Consider the following 17,129-nt stretch of genomic DNA (forward strand, 5'->3'; position numbering starts at 1 on the left):
AGGTAAGGACAATAGATTAAAAAACAAACAGCAGCTGGCAAAAGGTCATAATGATTTTTTAACTAATGGTGGATAATTTTTAAATGGGTGGAACTGAAACAAAAACAAAAAATCCTTTCGGAAACGCGCTCCGAAGGATTTTGACGTCTGTTCTATCGAAGCCTAATTCAACATTATATCAAAGCGAATGCAATCAGTAATGTTTAGCTTATAAGCTATCCTTCATTTGCCGGACTTGCTCTTCCATCTCTTGCTTGACGACAGCCAATGCATTCATTTTTCTGTTGACTTCTAGCAGCATTTCTTCATACATTTGGATCATTTCCCGACAAACTTTCTCTGCTTCATCTTTATAAGAACCGTCCGTGCACTTTAATGTTTTTTCTATTTGTTTCGTCGTCAATCCTAAGTTCAAGTAAGTTTTGATCGTTTTGATGCGCTCTATGGAAGCTTCATCGAACTCCCGAAAACCATTTTTTAGACGGGAAGCAGTGAGTAAATTGGTTGCTTCATAATGTCGGATTGATCGGATACTAGCGCCGGTTATTTTAGACAATTGGCTTATTTTCATAGAAATGACTCCTTTCAAGTGGTATGCTCGGACTAACGTTAGTTATCGTGCGGGTTACGGATCAGCTCTGTTAAACACGAGAAATCTTGCTTGCCGTAGCCCAAATCGATCGCCTGATGGACAAGATTTTTCGCGGCGATTAGTACTCCAACTTCGATACCGCGGGCTTTGGATGCATGGATAATGTTATCCATTACAGCCTCGGTGGAGATGAGGTTGGATTCAATTCCTGGGTAATGGCTGTTGTCGACCTGATTTGCAAATTCAACCATTATATCAGGCATCATGCCGATAATGTTTCGAGCATAAGGCACGAGATCCATCGCCGTGATATTCTCCGCATTGGCAATGGCAAGGGCGTGGATATAACCAGTCATCGATGTCCAGAAAATATCCAGTAATGCTACATCGTATGCTGCTGCACGGCCTGGATCAGTACTAAGATATGAGGCAGTGCCTCCCAGACTCATTAGTGTTCTCTGGTGTGTAAGATAGGCATTCTCAGAACCGCTGTACAAAATAGACGCTTCCGGTTGACCAACTGCAGGGACTATAATCGCACCGTCAAGGTAGTTAAATCCGCCTTTTGCAGCCCATGCAGCCATTTGCCTTGCTCCATCCGGGGAACCGCTGGTGAGATTTACCAAAGTTCGCCCTCTCAGAGAAGCAGCCGAATACTCAAGAATAGAGTACACGGCATTGTAGTCGAGCACACAGACGATTACCAACGGGCTTGCCGCAACCGCATCGGCAACCGTATCTGCAACAGTCGCTCCTTGGCTGACAAGCTCGTCTGCTTTACCATTTGTGCGGTTCCATACCGTAGTCGGATGGCCATTTTGTAAAAAAGCAGCAGCCAACATTCGGCCCATTGGACCAAGACCAATGACCGTAACCGGAGAGCGATCAGCAGGGGGGTTCATAGTTTGGTTATTATCATACATACAAATATCTCCTCTCCAACTATTGTTCAGGGTTAATTTTAAATTATGACACTAATGTAATAGCAACGGTAAAGTTCGATGTGAAATATCTATCTCAATCAAAGAGGATTATTGGGCCAATTCCTTCTGAAGTAGCTTTAATTATTTCTGAGGCAATAAGACAAGGATGGAAACCCAAGGAGCAAGGTGCTTTATTAAGTTCAAACTTTCTGAAAACAAGCTTATGGCCTAAACTAAGGGGAAAAGTTAGCTGTAGTGCGTTAGGCTAGCGAAATACGATTACTGAATAATAAACCATTAAAGAGCAGGCTGTGGTAGCTGCTCTTTTTTATTAAACTAACGGGCAGTTTAGTTTGGTTATGAGTCATCTTTTTCGACCATAAATGTGGTAAAATTACCCAAGTGTGTGAAAGCACTGAGAGTAAAGGCGATACGTGATATGTTTGAATTGTCTCGAAATCAGTTTTATAAAGCAATACCACTTCTCGAAAACCACCACACGGGAAACGCTAACCCAAGGATAACATTTGGAGGCTGTTGGCTTTTTGGTCGGCTGCACATCGCTCCCTTTAATCGAACATACATTTTGTGTAATATTTAACACACACCTATAAAAGGAGGTTAAATATGAGATCAATTGATTTAACAAGAGTTTCCTTCAACAAGTAATAGTTAGAGGTGTATAAAATCTATGAACGTATTTTTTAAAGGAACAAAAATGGTATTTGTATTGCTCATTTTGTTAGTAACGATTACAGGATGCATCACTAAAAAGCCTGTATCTCCAGATGAAAATCAATCTCTATCTAATCAACCTCAAAATACGAAACCTATAGAAAATGCTGTAAATGAAACACCGGTTTCCGAAGTGAAGAACATACCATCAAACCCACCGGTTGAGTATGATCCTGCCTGGCCAGATCAAGCGGTACGCTCTTCTAGCGGGCATCTTGTGAACAGTTGCGTTCCAGAAGATCTACGCGATAAAGCCACTACGTTGACAACTAGCGATGGGGTGCATCTGTCTGCACTTGTGCTTGGCAGCGGAGATAAGGGAGTCTTGCTTGCACACGAGCAAGGATATAACATTTGTTCTTTTCTTGACATGGGAACAGAGCTGGCAGACAGCGGATATCTGGTTGTTATTCCTGAATATCGTAATCATGGTGCCTCACAGAATATTCCGGAGGATAATCAGAATATAGATCGTGATGCAGATGCTGCCTTAAGCGAACTCAAACGATTGGGTGCAAAAAGAGTATTTTTGGCAGGAGCATCATGTGGCGGTAGTACAGCAATCATTGCAGGTGTTCGTCAAGCGCTGCCTATTGTGGGACTGATTATTCTTTCTTCTCCTGCACAATGTGGGCCCCTTGATGCCATTCCAAGCGTCGAGAAGATAAAAGCACCTTCCGTGTTTGTTTTTTCACCTGGAGATTATGGAGGCTCCATTGAAAAAGAAGTGCGCAAATTATATCAAGCATCCGGAGCAACGGATAAAGAGCTGATTGTGGATGAGAGTGGTTATCACGGAACAGATATGTACCACAGGGGAGAGCACGGCGATGTATTAAAGTCCAAGCTTATTGACTTTGTTAAAAAGGTATTTAATTAAAATAAATCAGGCGTAGTGTTGTATGACGACAAGAACATACACGATTAAAAGCCGCGTAAAAGCGGCTTTTTTTGTTTTAACGATATATGTTTTGGTCAGAACCCGAATCAAGAACATATATATTCTGCCGTTCTGAGTGGCTTTATCCTAAAAAAGTGGGGGACAGGGTCTCAATCGGGAGTTTTATGATGCTTGTATGACTAATCCGTAATGTCTCCGCACCAGCGGGTGATACCTTCATTTATTTTTTGCATTGGATTCGGATCTGATAGAGAAATCGCCCAGGCAATATGTCCATCCGGACGAATAAGTGCCGTGTGGACGTCGTTCCAATCCGCGTCTGCTTCAGCCAAAGATGCATGTAACACTTGAAGGTTGATATTCGTTTCCCATTGGCCGCTATTTTGTTCATTCGAATGGAAATGCAACAGAAGAAAAGTACCTTTGTGCAGGAGCGGATAGGAGTTCATCCATTGCCCGTCATTCAATTTTAAGCGGAGATCTTTGAACCGTTTCCCGTTTAAAGGATGGGAAGAGGCTTCGGCATCGGGAGTATAATGCACATCTATTGCGGAAATTTGTGCAGCGATTTGATAATTAGCCTCTGGTATTTGAATTAGATCAGCCAGCATGCTTCGCAGTTCCGTGATGGGAGGAGTCACGTCCAGAAGCAGGGTTTGGACCTCGGTATTCCGGAGCAAGGCCGTATTCCATGGAAAACGTTCGGTATGATAACTGTCCAATAGCCAGTCCGGAGCCCAGCCTTTGATTGCTCCTGCTAGCTTCCAGCCTAAGTTCATCGCTTCTTGTAAGCCGACGTTCATTCCCTGTCCACCCGCTGGAAAATGAATGTGGGCCGAATCTCCCGCTAAAAACAATCGACCATTCCGATAGCTTCCCGCCTGCCGCGTAGCATTTCCGAAACGGGACATCCATTTCACATCGTTCAATCCCAAGTCGCTTCCAGTCGTACGGATGAGCGATGAACGAAACTCTTCCAATGTAACCTTCTCATCCTTAGAGATGTTTCGTCTCTCCATATCGATCATCAAGACCCGATAGATATGATCATTGATTGGCATGATGCTGACCAAACCTTTTTCTGTAATTCGGGATACGACACTCATAGGAGCCAAATCAGATAGAACAGCATCCCCCAAAATAGCCGTGAAGGTTGCGTCTGTACCTTCAAAGGATATATTTGCAGATTTGCGAACCAAACTTCTGGCTCCGTCCGTCCCTACCACATAAGCTGATCTTAACGTTGTTTCTCCATGAGGTCCCACGATCTTAACGTCAACCCCATCCTCATCCTGATGCACAGATAGAGCCTCAAACCCTCTCCAGACCTCTGCGCCAAGGCTAAGAGCCCATTCCTCCAGCACCTTCTCCGTCTCACTCTGCGGTAAAAAGAGAGTGTGATTGGAAGAAGAATCCAACACAGAGAAATCCAAAGGAGTATCTAATCCGGCAAAATGTCCTCTCGAAAGTAAGCGGCCTTTACTGATTAATTGTGATTTCACTCCACGCATATCTAATATTTCAAGGGTTCGTGGATGTACGGTAAGTGCACGTGAATATGGGGTTGTCTCTTTTAATCGCTCAATGACGCAGACCTTTACACCGGCTAATGCCAATTCTCCAGCCAACATCATGCCGACAGGTCCGCCACCGATAAGGATGACTTCATATTTCATATCAATAACCTCTTTTCTTAAACATTATGGGAAGATCACGATAGCGTCTATTTCGATAAGCCATTCAGGATCGGCTAGTGCTTGAACGCCTATATAGGTGCTTGCTGTCTTCGGCCAGTTAGGGCCAAACACATGAAATCCGGCGTCAAAAATAATCGAAATCAATTCCGGGTGGTGGTTTACCACAAAAATGTTCATTTTTGCAATGTACAATGGATCGGCTCGCGCGGCTTCCAATGCATACTTAAGATTGGTGAACACTTGAATCGCTTGCACGTAATAGTCCCCTGAACCGACCAATGCGCCTGTTTCATCTACAGCAACCTGACCTGAGATGAAGGCCAGTTTAGAGGCAGTAGTTACCACGACATGGGAAATGACAGATGTAACCTTATCCGTCAATGTCCTGGGATTCACGATTTCCATAGGCAGGCATGAACCTCCTTCATTAATTATTATTTCACTTGAACCCTTTTTGTCATTTATAAAAAAGGGTGTTTATTAAAATTATATATAATTATTGTTTCAAATGAAACAATGTAATTGTACGTGGTCACTCTTTATCCTGTCAACCCCAATCTCAATATATGAGTATACCTTTATTCCTCTGGAAACAATCTGTGATATGATGAGGCAAATTAGTCGAGGAGCCAGCATAATCATGGATACTGCCAGTAAGAACAACACTTCCATTCATGAAATTTTCGTTCAGTTTCTTGAGCAAAAGAGCTCCTAAAAATGAAAATACCCCCTCGAAAAAGGGGACACGGTACTGGGGCAAGAATAGGATATATGCAAGATGTTGGTTTTCATTCGGTTTACGGGGCAACGAATATCACTTGCTATCTAAAACAGGGGGTACCAAATGAGTTCCATTCTTAATGTTATAGAAAAGCTAAAATTGACCGTCTCGAATATAGAAGATGTTCCAGAGTCATTTAGTTCAGATGTATACAAACTTACTCTTGCTAGCGGAGAAAACGTTTATGTAAAAATTCCATTTAACAAGGATAAACTATTTCGTGAATTTCAGATACTTGAAACATTGAAAGGAGTCATCCCTGTTCCTAAGGTGTTGGACATTTGGTATGGTGATGAAAGTAATACTGGAGCATTGCTTCTTTCGGCGATTCAAGGTATGCCCTGTACAGAAGATATTGATGAGGGACTTTCTTTTCAAATCGGTGTGTATCATGCAATGCTGCATGAGGTAAAGACCCCAGGTTTTGGTTATCATACAACCAATGGTTTTAAGTTTCTTGACCCAAATAACTGGAGACTACATATCAAAAGTAATTTTGAAAAGTGGAGAGAGCCGTGTAAAGAGATCCTTGATCCAGAACTGTATGAAAAATGTATCCATCATTTTGATGGCGTTTTCTTCGCTTTACCAAATCCCGATGGGCCATGTATCGTTCATATGGATTTTAGACCGGGTAACATTTTGGTGAACGGTAACAAGGTTACAGGCATTATTGATTTTGAGAGTGCCCGTGGGGGATCCTCTGAAATAGATTTTACCAAAGTCAATCGATACATATGGGAAGTCAATCCGAGAACTAAATTACCCTACATTGAAGGATATCAGACGATTCGGCCCATGTTGGCTCTGGAAAAAGTGCTGCCATTTTATGATTTTTACGATGCGTTCGGTGCTGTTGTTTGGTGTAAAAACAGAGGAATTGAAAAAAACGAGAGGTTTCTTCAGGAAAATATCTATACTTTAAGGAAAACAGTAGGTTATACTATCCGACACAATAACATAAATCGTTAAACAAATCGAAGATGGTAATGTAAGACGACAAAAACATATACACTTAAAAGCCGCGTAACTGCGGCTTTTTGTGCTTCATTACGGCAACGGTTTATTTAATACTGTTCCCATCTTCGGTTCCCTTCTTCGCCAGCAGCGCCAATTTGTTGTCTAGCATCCGGGAGAGAAGAGACTGCGATTGTTCCAATTCTCTTTTCCTATGGTCCATTTCCTTCATCTTCTTCTGCAAAAATTCAATGGCCCGGGAGAGCTCAAGTTTGTTCCCGTCTTCTTCCTTTAAAACAACTTTGATTTCCCTTATCGTAAAACCCGCAGCCTGAACCCTTTTAATCAGTAAAAGGTGTTCGACCGCTTCCTCGGTATAGTCGCGATAATTATTGTCCCTGCGCTCAACGTGGCGTCTATCCAGCAATCCTTCTTTCTCGTAATAACGAATGGTCGGCGGATTTATCCCGGTCTTCTGCGCCAGCACATGAATTTTCATACTTTCCTCCCGCGCAAGGCTTGACCTTCAAGTATACTTTATAGTTTATACTTTAGAGGTCTAATGGAACCTTGTCAAACCTATTGGCACAATAGTCGATCAGAAGGAGGAGCTGTGAATGAACACACAGAAAAGGAATTCACCGACCAGAGCTGTAGTTTTGGGGGGCGGTGGCGTGACGGGGATCGCATGGGAGGTTGGCGTCTTAGCGGGACTGCTCGAATCCGGAGTAGACCTCCATCGAGCTGACGTGATCATCGGAACGTCCGCCGGTGCCTTTGTCGGAGCAGCCCTGGCCAGTGGGTACGACATGAATAATCTGTTTGCCGCCCAGTCGGAGGCGAACTCGGCCGAGTTACCGGTCGCCGCTTCCGATGAATTGAGGCAAGCGTGGTATCGGGCATTTGCCACGGGAGGAAGCGATCCGCGAAAAGTCGGGGCAGAATTCGGCCTAATCGCCAAAAATACTCCCTCCCCCGTATCGCCTGAACAGCGGCGCACCGTGGTCGAGAGTCGCCTTGTGACCAGAAAATGGCCGGCGAATCTTAAGGTGACCGCCATCGATGCCGATACCGGGCAACTTCATACTTTCGATCATCAATCGGGAGTTTCTTTACTCGATGCCGTGTCGGCCAGCGGGGCCGTTCCGGGAATTTGGCCGCTTGTATCGATCGGTGACCGCTTATGGACCGACGGAGGAATGGTGTCCACGACCAATTCAAGGCTGGCTGAAGGTTACGAACGGATCCTGATTCTCTCCCCGATGCCCAATGGTTATGGCTCTATCCCGGGAGCGGCGGAAGATGCGGCAAGCATGCGTACAAGCGCGGACGTTTATCTCATAACACCCGATGAACGCAGCGTTGTGGCCATCGGTCCAAATCCATACGACCCGGCCCGCCGCAGCGTAGCAGCGATCGCCGGGCGGGAGCAGGGATGCGCCAGCGCCGAAGCCGTTCTGGCTATATGGTAAGAAGCCGTTTCTTTCTTTCCTAACGGACAAAAGATGGCGGCGATTTCGCTCGTTTATCTTATATTTAAGTACAGCCGACGAGGAAAGGTGCTTATCTTGCAAATCTATCGGAGCATTAAGCTTTTTCAAGGGCCGGTTGATCTGCACGTCTTGTTTACGGGAAATAAGAGGACCTGAAAAGATTCCTGATGAAGTTTCATACTTTTTTGATCGTCCCTTTAAAGTAATGAGCGGAGGAGAAAATGCTTGCCTCATCGCTATTTTCGAAACATGAATAAGTGGTCTGAAGGAGAAGGAGTATACGCAAGAAAAGCTTTGAAAAAACTATTTAAGCCCGGTTTGTAATTTAAATCCAAAAGGCTTCCACGGTGACCGTTAAGCTAACGGGTACAATAGATCAATGAAGACATTTAAGGGCAGCCGGCTTTTTGGTCGGCTGCTTTTTTTACGCATTCAAAAGCAGCTAGGAAATATAAAGAGCCGGGATGAGGCACTGCAGGCTGTGCTTTACAGAATTAGCCGTACATCCGGGATGAGCCGATTGAAACGCCGCCATCTTCTGATTCGATGCTTATTTACCATACCCATTTTATTTCCGACTGCCCGTTCCATCGATCTGGATAAGCTCAAATAAAGTATGCAACTAGCTACATGTGCAAGCAGAAAAAAACGCTCATTAAATGAGCGTCAACCAATCAATGACTACAACGGTTATTGATAACGAAGATTAGTTACTATCCGTTCGTTCACTTATTTTCTTATTTGCCTGCATATCTTCAAGCAGCTTGTTATATTTTTCGGTTGCTCGCTGGAATGCGTCAGATCCTAGAAATAAGCAGGTCGGTGGATTATTGGATTCTACCAGCTCGATAAAAACTTCAGCAGCCTTTTCCGGATCACCAAGTTGCTTGCCATGATTTGCTGCAAATTGTTTAATACCTTCGTGGAGAGGAAAATAATCCGCTATTTTATAATCCGCGACAACAAGAGATTCGGCTGAGTTAAACTCAGTTCTAAATCCCCCCGGCGCAACAACCGTTACATTAATGCCCATAGATCTAACATCCTGGGCTAACACATCAGACATCCCAATAATAGCCGACTTTGTGGCCGCATAAATACTCCATCCCGTGTGCGGAGCAACTCCAGCGATGGATGAAATATTAATGATGTGGCCATAGCGTTTCGCCCTCATGTAGGGTAAGACACTTTGGATCACGTAAATACTGCCAAACACATTCACTTCAAAGTTTGACATGATCTCTTGTTTGGAAAGTTCCTCTATCGCTCCTCCAATTCCGTATCCGGCGTTATTGACCGCTACATCGATTTGTCCGAAATATTCGTATGCCAATTTAACGGATTGATCAATAGACTCGGAACTTTTCAGATCCACTTGCAGTGGCAAAAAACGACCCTCTGGGACTTGGCCAACAGCTCGTTTTAGCTCCTCTAAGTTTCTTGATGTAGCAGCGACCCGGTAATTGTTACTTAACAACTTTTTTACAAGAGCAAGTCCAAGACCTTTCGAAGCCCCTGTAACATACCATACCTTTTGATCCAGCAATGATATCTCCACCTTTCATTTAAGATGTGTTTATTATGTATCAGCACGTGCTCTGACTTGTATAAGAAAACTTTCAACATTATGCCTATTCTTGTCATCCTATTAACAAACGCAATGCTTTACTTTATATTTAAAAGCATGAGAGACATCATATTAGAGCAGAGGTGTTCCGTGTGACCGAAATCGCTTTGCAACAACAAGAGTTAGCGGGACTCATCAAAAAGTTTACAGGAAAAGATGGGGACCATAAAACTCTAATTCCTTCGCTCCATCTCATCCAAGACTCCAAAGCAATGGTCCCAATATGTAGGATTCAAAAGCCCTCCTTATGCATTGTTGCCCAAGGTGAAAAAATAATCATTCTGGGCAATGAGAGTTACAAATACGGTGTTAGCGATTATTTAGCTGTGTCTTTAGACGTGCCTATATCGGGGCAGGTGATCAAACCTTCGCCGGAAGCTCCCTTTTTGTCAATCAGGCTTGATCTTGATGCAGGAGAGATTTTTGAAATCATGAAGGAGACCCATCTGTTACCAGAAAGCGTAGAGCATTATCCGAGAAGTTTATTTGTTGGTAAAATGAACATGAATCTTCTTGATGCAGTGATTCGGCTAGTAAGACTATTGGATACACCAAGAGATATTTTAGCGCTAGCACCATTAATAATTAAGGAAATCATATATAGGTTACTTACTGAAAAGGAGGGGGATGTTTTCAAGCAAATTGCTACATCTGGTAGTCATTTTGCAACAATTGCAGAGGTCGTAGAACGGATTAAAACAAACTTTGACAAACCTTTACGTATTAATGAATTAGCGCAGATCGCCAATATGAGTACTTCATCTCTGTATCGACATTTCAAGCAAGTCACTGCGATGACACCCGTTCAATATCAGAAACAGCTGCGATTACAAGAAGGGCGGCGACTTTTAATAACTGATAAATACAACGTCGCAGATGTCGCATTTCATGTCGGCTACGAAAGTCCTTCTCAATTCAGTCGCGAATATGCCCGATTATTTGGGTGTCCTCCGACTACCGATATTTTACGGATGCAGTCCACAACTAATCTGTCTACTAGTTAAAAGATCAGTTGATTAAACTTAGGTCCCGAGCTTCTTCGCACTGCTCGGGACCTTTCATCTTTGGTTAACCGTAATTGACGGTTAGGATCATTTGAAAAGCTATGCAATTACTTAAATTATGAATGAAAGAAGGCATAGAAAATGATACGAGAAATTAAAGAGCAATTCACTGAAGAGATCCTTACCGAAGCAATAAAGCGATATGACATTAATAATGACAGTGTTCGTTTATTGGGCGGTTATGAATGTTTTGTTTATGAATACCAGAAAAACAATGCATTTTTCATATTAAAAATCTCACATACAATTAGAAGATCAATGAATAATATACGGGGAGAAATTGAATTTTAAACTTTTTGTCGAATAAAGGACTGACGAAATGTCTCTTGGAAAAGAAGTGTCAGGTGAAGATTGGAATGAATCGCTTTATGAAAAATGGGGCGAATTTATGGGGAAAATCCATCATGCCACAAAGGGTTATGAATGGAGTAATCCGGCGTTTAAATGACAAGCCTGGGACTTTTTTTCCGTATAAGGAATTTGAAAATAAAACGGAATATTATAGATTGTTTTTCCGCCATTTTATAAAAGGATATCTAAAGGAAAATACAATCCAAGAAGAAGAAATAGTACATTTACAAGATGTAATTAAACTTCGTTATGCATTGCTGTATATTTATTTTCATCAAGCAAACGATGTGTCAGATTTGGATGAACAATCAATGAACTGGTTAAAAGAGCTGCAACGAGTAGCCGCTTCTGATGAACCTATGCTGCCGATTGATTTTGTTCAAGAATATAAAAGTATTCATTAACCTGGGAGCATTGTATTGTACCGACTGCCGGGTAAAAGTGAAAGACCGTGAAATTCCAGGTGTGACCCTTACCTCTACCGAATAGCATCAAAAAAGCTCTATATTTTAGAGCAACGGGATACCCGTTTCCAGTTAAGATATGAATAGTACAATGATGCGGACAGAACTTCTGCTACCTTAGAAAATAAGAGCATCATATAGAGTTATAATGAAATCACTTGGAGTTATAGGGGGAAACACATTCTATGTTAGGCGCTGAGATCAGTATAATGGAGTATTTTACGGAGCAAAACATCGAGCTCCTTTTGGAACGTTTCCGCTCGCTGGGGCCACTGCCAGGCATTCTGCTAACTTTTCTAAAGTCTTTCGTTCCGCCACTGCCTACTATTATGATTGTCGGCGCCAATGCCGCCATCTATGGATTGTGGCTGGGTTTTTTATATTCGTGGATCGGCCTTGTAACGGGCAGTTTTCTTACGTTTTGGCTTTTTCGCAAAGCGTCGGATACACCATTTATTCAACGCTGGGCGGTCAGGCCCAAAGTACGGATGGCCATGGTATGGGCACAGAGGAACGGGTTTAGCTTCGTATTTCTCTTGAGCATGCTCCCGATAGGACCGTTCGTCGTCATAAACATGGCCGCCGGATTAACGCGAATGCCGACAGTTTCCTTTGCGGCAGCCGTAACTCTAGGCAAAGGTGTCATGGTATTCTGCGTTTCCTATATCGGAATGCATCTGTCCGATTTTATTGCCCAGCCCGTCAAGTTAATCGGAGTAGCGTTGTTTATTGCGGCTTCCATATGGTTGAACCGGAGGCTGCAGGCCTATTTTACGTCCTCGGCAGCTGTGGAATCCGAGCCATCGAACACAATGGAATAAAGCGGAGAGAGAACTTGGAGTTAGATTATAAATATTAGAACAATGAAGGGGTATGCTGCCAGATTGATTTGGTCGTGTAAGACGCAAGAACGTACACGCTTATTAGCCGCGTAACTGCGGCTATTTTTGTACAAACGATAAATGTTCATGTCAGCTTCACATATTCTAAAAGGTTGTATAGAAACCGCCGATCGCGCTAAAATGGCTTTAAATGTAACGCTCAAAAAAACGGGGGCTTCGCCGTGACGTTGAAATGGATCGACTTGTCCAGGAATGCGATAGACTTATACGAGCAGAAACATAGGGGCGGGCATCTCGTGTCCGAGCACTATCACCAGACGTACCAGCTGCTATTTGTGCTGGAAGGGGAAGGTACGATCAGGCTAGGGGGTGAAGTACGGAAGCTTACGGTCGACGATACGGCGCTGATCGTTCCATATTCCGTCCACTCCGTCATGTCGGACTTCAGGCTGACCTTGTTAGTGTTGGCGTTTGACGAGGCAGTCCTCGATCCGGATATGAGGGCGCAGCTGCTCCACGCCTACTTTCCGGCCTCCTGCCTGATGAAGCCGGGATTGTTTGCTGCAAGCGAACTGCGCCAGCTGCTGAGGAAAATGCTGTTCGAGCAGTCCAGGGAGCTGTCGCAGCTCGTCCGGCTTTCGCTCAAAGTCCAGCTGTCCCAGCTGCTGCTCTTGCTGGTTCGATCGTCCGAAACGGAGGCCGCCGGAGCGGGCTCCAGCTCCAACAAGCTGCGTGCCGAGAAAATTCGCAGCTATATCGATTCGAAGTATTTTGATCCGCTGACCGCGGGGGACATCGCTTCCAAGCTGGACATCAGCACGCGGCACGTGAACAACATTTTCAAGGAACGGTACAACATGACACCGATGCAATATTTGACCGAGGTACGCATCCGCGTCGCCCAGAAGTTGCTGGTGGAAACGGGTAAGGACATTATTTCGATCTGCTTCGAGGTCGGCTACGATTCCGTTTCTACGTTTTACCGGTCGTTCAAAGCTGTCGCCAAGCTGTCGCCAAAGGCGTACCGGGAGCTGAACACGCCCGCGCAAGCTGAGTAGGCAGGGATCCTTCCGTCAAATGGACAAGCGAGAGCACAATGTGCGATCAAACGCACAAGATAACGAGCAAAGGACGTCCGTCCAATTGATCGAAACATATTTTCCCTTCATCCCTCATCGGATAAGCGCCGGCGGGGGTTTTGTTTTTCGCTTGAATAATTCGCTTCCAAAATTGAGAATTGTGTTCCCGTAATCGTAAGAAAAGCGGTTTCGCATCGACTACAATACGGTTATACGAAGCGAAGGGAGCGATGAAAGATGGCAGTTCGCAATATCGGCATTATTATGAACGGCGTTACCGGACGGATGGGAACCAACCAGCATTTGGTCCGTTCAATTCTTGCGATTCGCAAGCAAGGGGGCGTCGCGCTACCGGACGGAGACGTCATCATGCCCGACCCGATTCTGGTCGGCCGGCAGGAGAGCAAGATGCAGGCGTTGGCCGCTGCCCACGGCGTCGAACGTTGGAGTACCGATCTTGAAGCATGCCTCGCCGATCCGTATTATGAAATTTATTTCGACAGCCAGACGACGGTGCGCCGCGCCGAAAGCATCAAGCAGGCGATCGCCGCGGGAAAGCATATTTATTGCGAGAAGCCGACGGCCGTCGATTTGGAAGGGGCTCTTGAACTGGCCCGTTTCGCCGCTGAGGCCGGGGTGAGAAACGGCGTCGTGCAAGACAAGCTGTTTTTACCAGGATTGCTCAAGCTGAAACGCTTAAACGACTCTGGCTTCTTCGGGCGTATCCTGTCCGTGCGAATGGAGTTCGGCTATTGGGTATTCGAGGGCGACTGGCAGCAGGGTCAGCGGCCATCGTGGAACTACCGCAAGGAAGACGGCGGCGGTATTATCGTCGACATGTTTGCACACTGGCGCTATGTTCTCGAGAATTTGTTCGGGGAAGTGAAGGCTGTCTCCTGTCTTGCCGCTACACATATTCCGAAACGTCTGGATGAGCAGGGCGTTCCGTATGAATGCACGGCGGACGATGCGGCGTACGCCATATTTGAGCTGGAAGGCGGCATTATCGTGCAGGCTAACTCGTCCTGGGCGGTGCGCGTAGACCGCGACGATCTGCTCACGGTGACGGTCGACGGCACCGAAGGCAGCGCCGTGGCGGGTTTGCGGGGCTGCAAGACGCAGCACCGGGTCAATACGCCGAAGCCGGTATGGAATCCGGACATTCCGAACCCGTTCCAGTTCCGTGACCAATGGGTGGAGGTGCCGGACAACGCGTCATACGACAACGCGTTCAAGGTGCAATGGGAACTCTTCTTGAAGCATGTCGTCATCGGTACGCCGTTTCCGTGGGATTTGCTCGAAGGCGCGAAGGGCACCCAGCTTGCCGATCTCAGCTTGCAGTCATGGCAGGAACGCCGCTGGATCGACGTGCCGAAGCTGAGCCTGTAAAAATAAATACTAAAAAAATCGGCTTTTCAGCACCGAGAAGGTTGGATGAAGCTAGGGACTGAGCAACGCAGCGTAGGTTAGCCTACGTGAGTAGCGGAAGGCCCGGCTGAATTCAAGATTCGACGTCGAGTAAGCTTCATAGCTATACTTCGTGATCAAAAGCCGATTTTTTAATTACCTCTTAAGGAGGGGAATACAGATGGCCAAATCGCTGCTCCTCCCCCGTGCAGGGGGAACGTTGTATGAATATACTCCGGGCAAAGCAGGCTCGTTCTCCGTACCGGCCAAGCCGTTTACGGGCCGCATCGCCTTCTCGGCCGCCCATGTCGTCTGCGATCCGTTTGCGGACGCAGATCCGCTGCATCATTCGCAGATTGATTGGAACTCGACGCTCGCCTACCGGCACCATTTGTGGTCGCTCGGTCTGGCCGTGGCGGAAGCGATGGATACCGCGCAGCGCGGCATGGGCCTCGACTGGAACCGCTCGAAGGAGCTTATCCGCGCTTCGATCGCGGAAGCGCGCTCGGTCGGCGGCAAAATCGCCTGCGGCGCGGGAACCGACCATCTGTTTCCGGGACCGTCGGTCACGATCGCCGACGTGGAAGCCGCCTATGAAGAGCAAGTCGGCTTCATCGAAGGCGAGGGCGGTCAAGTCATTCTGATGGCGAGCCGCGGGCTTGCCGCCTGCGCGAAAGGGCCCGAAGACTACGAGCGGGTGTATGGGCGCATTTTGGGACAGGTGAAACAGCCGGTCATTCTGCATTGGCTTGGCGACATGTTCGATCCCGCTCTGGCCGGCTATTGGGGATGCAAGAACGATCTGGACGAGGCGATGGACGTTTGTTTGCGCGTCATTCGGGCAAACGCGGACAAGGTCGACGGGATTAAAATCTCGCTGCTCGATGCCGGCAAAGAAATCAAGATGCGCCGGCTGCTGCCGGAAGGCGTCAAGATGTACACCGGCGACGACTTCAACTACCCGGAACTGATCAAGGGTGATGAGCAGGGCTACAGCCATGCGCTGCTCGGCATATTCGACGCGATCGCGCCGGCCGCCGCCCAGGCGCTTCATGCGCTAGACGCAGGCGATCTGGTCAGTTATGAGGCGATTATGGAGCCTACCGTTGCCTTGTCGCGTCATATTTTCCAGAAGCCGACATACGCCTACAAGACGGGAATTGTGTTCATGGCCTACTTGAACGGCCACCAACCGCATTTCCGCATGATCGGGGGAGCGGAGGGATCGCGCTCGATCGTCCATTTGGCCCAGCTGTTCGTGCTTGCCGACAGGGCCGGGCTATTGGCCGATCCGGAGCTTGCCGCCGAACGGATGAAGCCTGTCTTGGCGCTGGCGGGTATTCGGCCGTAATCATTTATAGAGATGTTTGAAATCAAGGAGGGATCAGTATGGAACCGCTTCGTTCCATAGACAGACTCAGCTTGAACCAGATTACGACCGATCGGCTGAATATGCGTGAGGCCGTGGAAGCATGCGTTCGAGCCGAAGTGCCTTGGATAGCGCTGTGGCGGCATAAAGTGGCCGAAACCGGCCTTGCCGAGAGCAAGCGGCTTGTGCGGGACGCAGGCCTGCGCGTCTCTAGCCTGTGCCGTGGGGGTTATTTTCCGGCGGCCACCGCGCCTGCGCGCAAAGAGCGGATGGACGACAATCGCCGCGCTGTCGAGGAAGCGGCCGAGCTCGGCACCGATGTGCTCGTGCTCGTTTGCGGACCGGCGCCAGACCGGGATATCGATTTCGCCCGCATGACGGTCGAAGAAGCGATCGCGGAACTTGTGCCGTTCGCCCGATCGCACGGAGTCAAGCTCGGCATTGAGCCTTTGCACCCGATGTACGCCGCTGAACGCTCCGTCATCAATACGCTGGCGCAAGCCAACACGCTCGCGGAGCAGCACGACCCGCAAGACGTCGGCGTCGTCGTCGATGCGTTCCACGTCTGGTGGGATCCCGAGCTGTACGCGCAAATTGAGCGGGCCAGGGGGCGTATACTCGGCTTTCACGTCTCCGATTGGATCGTGCCGGTACCCGACCTGCTGATGGGCAGAGGAATGATGGGGGACGGCTTTATCGAGTTGCGCCGGATGCGTCATGCCGTTGAAGCGGCCGGTTACGTAGGGGCGATCGAGGTGGAAATCTTCAACCGGCAGGTATGGGATATGCCGGGAGACAAGGCGCTCACGCTCATCAAGGAACGTTATTTGCAGCATGTATGAATTAT

The 17,129-nt window shown here is 46.9% G+C and carries 17 protein-coding genes; 11 read left to right on the forward strand and 6 right to left on the reverse strand.

From position 1 onward, the window contains the following. Positions 1-208 precede the first annotated feature (208 nt). On the reverse strand, positions 209-571 hold the full coding sequence (locus tag C7820_RS06920) for a MerR family transcriptional regulator (protein WP_116230316.1): 363 nt from the start codon (positions 569-571) through the stop codon (positions 209-211). Between the two features lie 38 nt (positions 572-609). Then, entirely contained in the window at positions 610-1,515 is a 906-nt protein-coding gene (locus C7820_RS06925) for an NAD(P)-dependent oxidoreductase (protein ID WP_116230317.1), read from the reverse strand. A gap of 691 nt (positions 1,516-2,206) precedes the next feature. Between C7820_RS06925 and C7820_RS06930 the strand changes: the two genes are divergently transcribed. Next, complete coding sequence (locus C7820_RS06930) at positions 2,207-3,130, forward strand: alpha/beta hydrolase (RefSeq protein ID WP_116230318.1); 924 nt, start codon at positions 2,207-2,209, stop codon at positions 3,128-3,130. Between the two features lie 200 nt (positions 3,131-3,330). On the opposite strand, the gene C7820_RS06935 is transcribed toward C7820_RS06930, so the two are convergent. Beyond that, a complete protein-coding gene (locus C7820_RS06935) occupies positions 3,331-4,827 on the reverse strand; it encodes a monooxygenase (RefSeq protein ID WP_116230319.1) in 1,497 nt (498 codons plus the stop codon). A gap of 24 nt (positions 4,828-4,851) precedes the next feature. Next, entirely contained in the window at positions 4,852-5,253 is a 402-nt protein-coding gene (locus C7820_RS06940) for a RidA family protein (protein WP_116230320.1), read from the reverse strand. A gap of 439 nt (positions 5,254-5,692) precedes the next feature. Here C7820_RS06940 and C7820_RS06945 point away from each other — a divergent pair, with 439 nt between their 5' ends. Beyond that, complete coding sequence (locus C7820_RS06945) at positions 5,693-6,601, forward strand: phosphotransferase family protein (protein WP_116230321.1); 909 nt, start codon at positions 5,693-5,695, stop codon at positions 6,599-6,601. Positions 6,602-6,692: 91 nt separating this feature from the next. Here the strand turns inward: C7820_RS06945 and C7820_RS06950 are convergent, their stop codons facing one another. Then, the gene (locus C7820_RS06950; protein WP_116230322.1) at positions 6,693-7,085 is read right to left on the reverse strand and encodes a MerR family transcriptional regulator; all 393 of its coding nucleotides are present in this window, start codon (positions 7,083-7,085) and stop codon (positions 6,693-6,695) included. Positions 7,086-7,203: 118 nt separating this feature from the next. Here C7820_RS06950 and C7820_RS06955 point away from each other — a divergent pair, with 118 nt between their 5' ends. Next, on the forward strand, positions 7,204-8,058 hold the full coding sequence (locus C7820_RS06955) for a patatin-like phospholipase family protein (RefSeq protein ID WP_116230323.1): 855 nt from the start codon (positions 7,204-7,206) through the stop codon (positions 8,056-8,058). Positions 8,059-8,785: 727 nt separating this feature from the next. On the opposite strand, the gene C7820_RS06960 is transcribed toward C7820_RS06955, so the two are convergent. Further along, positions 8,786-9,625, reverse strand: coding sequence for an SDR family NAD(P)-dependent oxidoreductase (locus tag C7820_RS06960; protein WP_116230324.1), 840 nt, complete (start codon positions 9,623-9,625; stop codon positions 8,786-8,788). Between the two features lie 173 nt (positions 9,626-9,798). Here C7820_RS06960 and C7820_RS06965 point away from each other — a divergent pair, with 173 nt between their 5' ends. The 8 genes from C7820_RS06965 to C7820_RS07000 all read left to right on the forward strand — a co-directional run bounded on the left by C7820_RS06965 (position 9,799) and on the right by C7820_RS07000 (position 17,124). After that, on the forward strand, positions 9,799-10,710 hold the full coding sequence (locus C7820_RS06965) for an AraC family transcriptional regulator (RefSeq protein ID WP_116230325.1): 912 nt from the start codon (positions 9,799-9,801) through the stop codon (positions 10,708-10,710). Between the two features lie 141 nt (positions 10,711-10,851). After that, positions 10,852-11,061 carry a hypothetical protein gene (locus C7820_RS06970; protein WP_116230326.1) on the forward strand — a complete coding sequence of 70 codons (210 nt, stop codon included), beginning with the start codon at positions 10,852-10,854 and terminating at the stop codon, positions 11,059-11,061. A 65-nt stretch (positions 11,062-11,126) separates the two neighbouring features. Beyond that, positions 11,127-11,525 carry a hypothetical protein gene (locus C7820_RS06975; protein ID WP_116230327.1) on the forward strand — a complete coding sequence of 133 codons (399 nt, stop codon included), beginning with the start codon at positions 11,127-11,129 and terminating at the stop codon, positions 11,523-11,525. Between the two features lie 245 nt (positions 11,526-11,770). Beyond that, entirely contained in the window at positions 11,771-12,406 is a 636-nt protein-coding gene (locus C7820_RS06980) for a TVP38/TMEM64 family protein (protein ID WP_116230328.1), read from the forward strand. A 242-nt stretch (positions 12,407-12,648) separates the two neighbouring features. Next, positions 12,649-13,485, forward strand: coding sequence for an AraC family transcriptional regulator (locus tag C7820_RS06985; RefSeq protein ID WP_116230329.1), 837 nt, complete (start codon positions 12,649-12,651; stop codon positions 13,483-13,485). 258 nt (positions 13,486-13,743) lie between these two features. Continuing rightward, positions 13,744-14,895 (forward strand): Gfo/Idh/MocA family protein, encoded by a 1,152-nt coding sequence (locus C7820_RS06990; RefSeq protein WP_116230330.1) that lies wholly within the window; start codon positions 13,744-13,746, stop codon positions 14,893-14,895. Positions 14,896-15,094: 199 nt separating this feature from the next. Then, positions 15,095-16,264, forward strand: a complete 1,170-nt coding sequence (locus C7820_RS06995) for a dihydrodipicolinate synthase family protein (protein WP_116230331.1) — start codon at positions 15,095-15,097, stop codon at positions 16,262-16,264. A gap of 38 nt (positions 16,265-16,302) precedes the next feature. Further along, a complete protein-coding gene (locus C7820_RS07000) occupies positions 16,303-17,124 on the forward strand; it encodes a sugar phosphate isomerase/epimerase family protein (protein WP_116230332.1) in 822 nt (273 codons plus the stop codon). Positions 17,125-17,129 lie beyond the last annotated feature (5 nt).

It is taken from the genome of Paenibacillus sp. VMFN-D1, from assembly GCF_003386155.1.
Lineage (GTDB): Bacteria > Bacillota > Bacilli > Paenibacillales > Paenibacillaceae > Paenibacillus_AQ > Paenibacillus_AQ favisporus.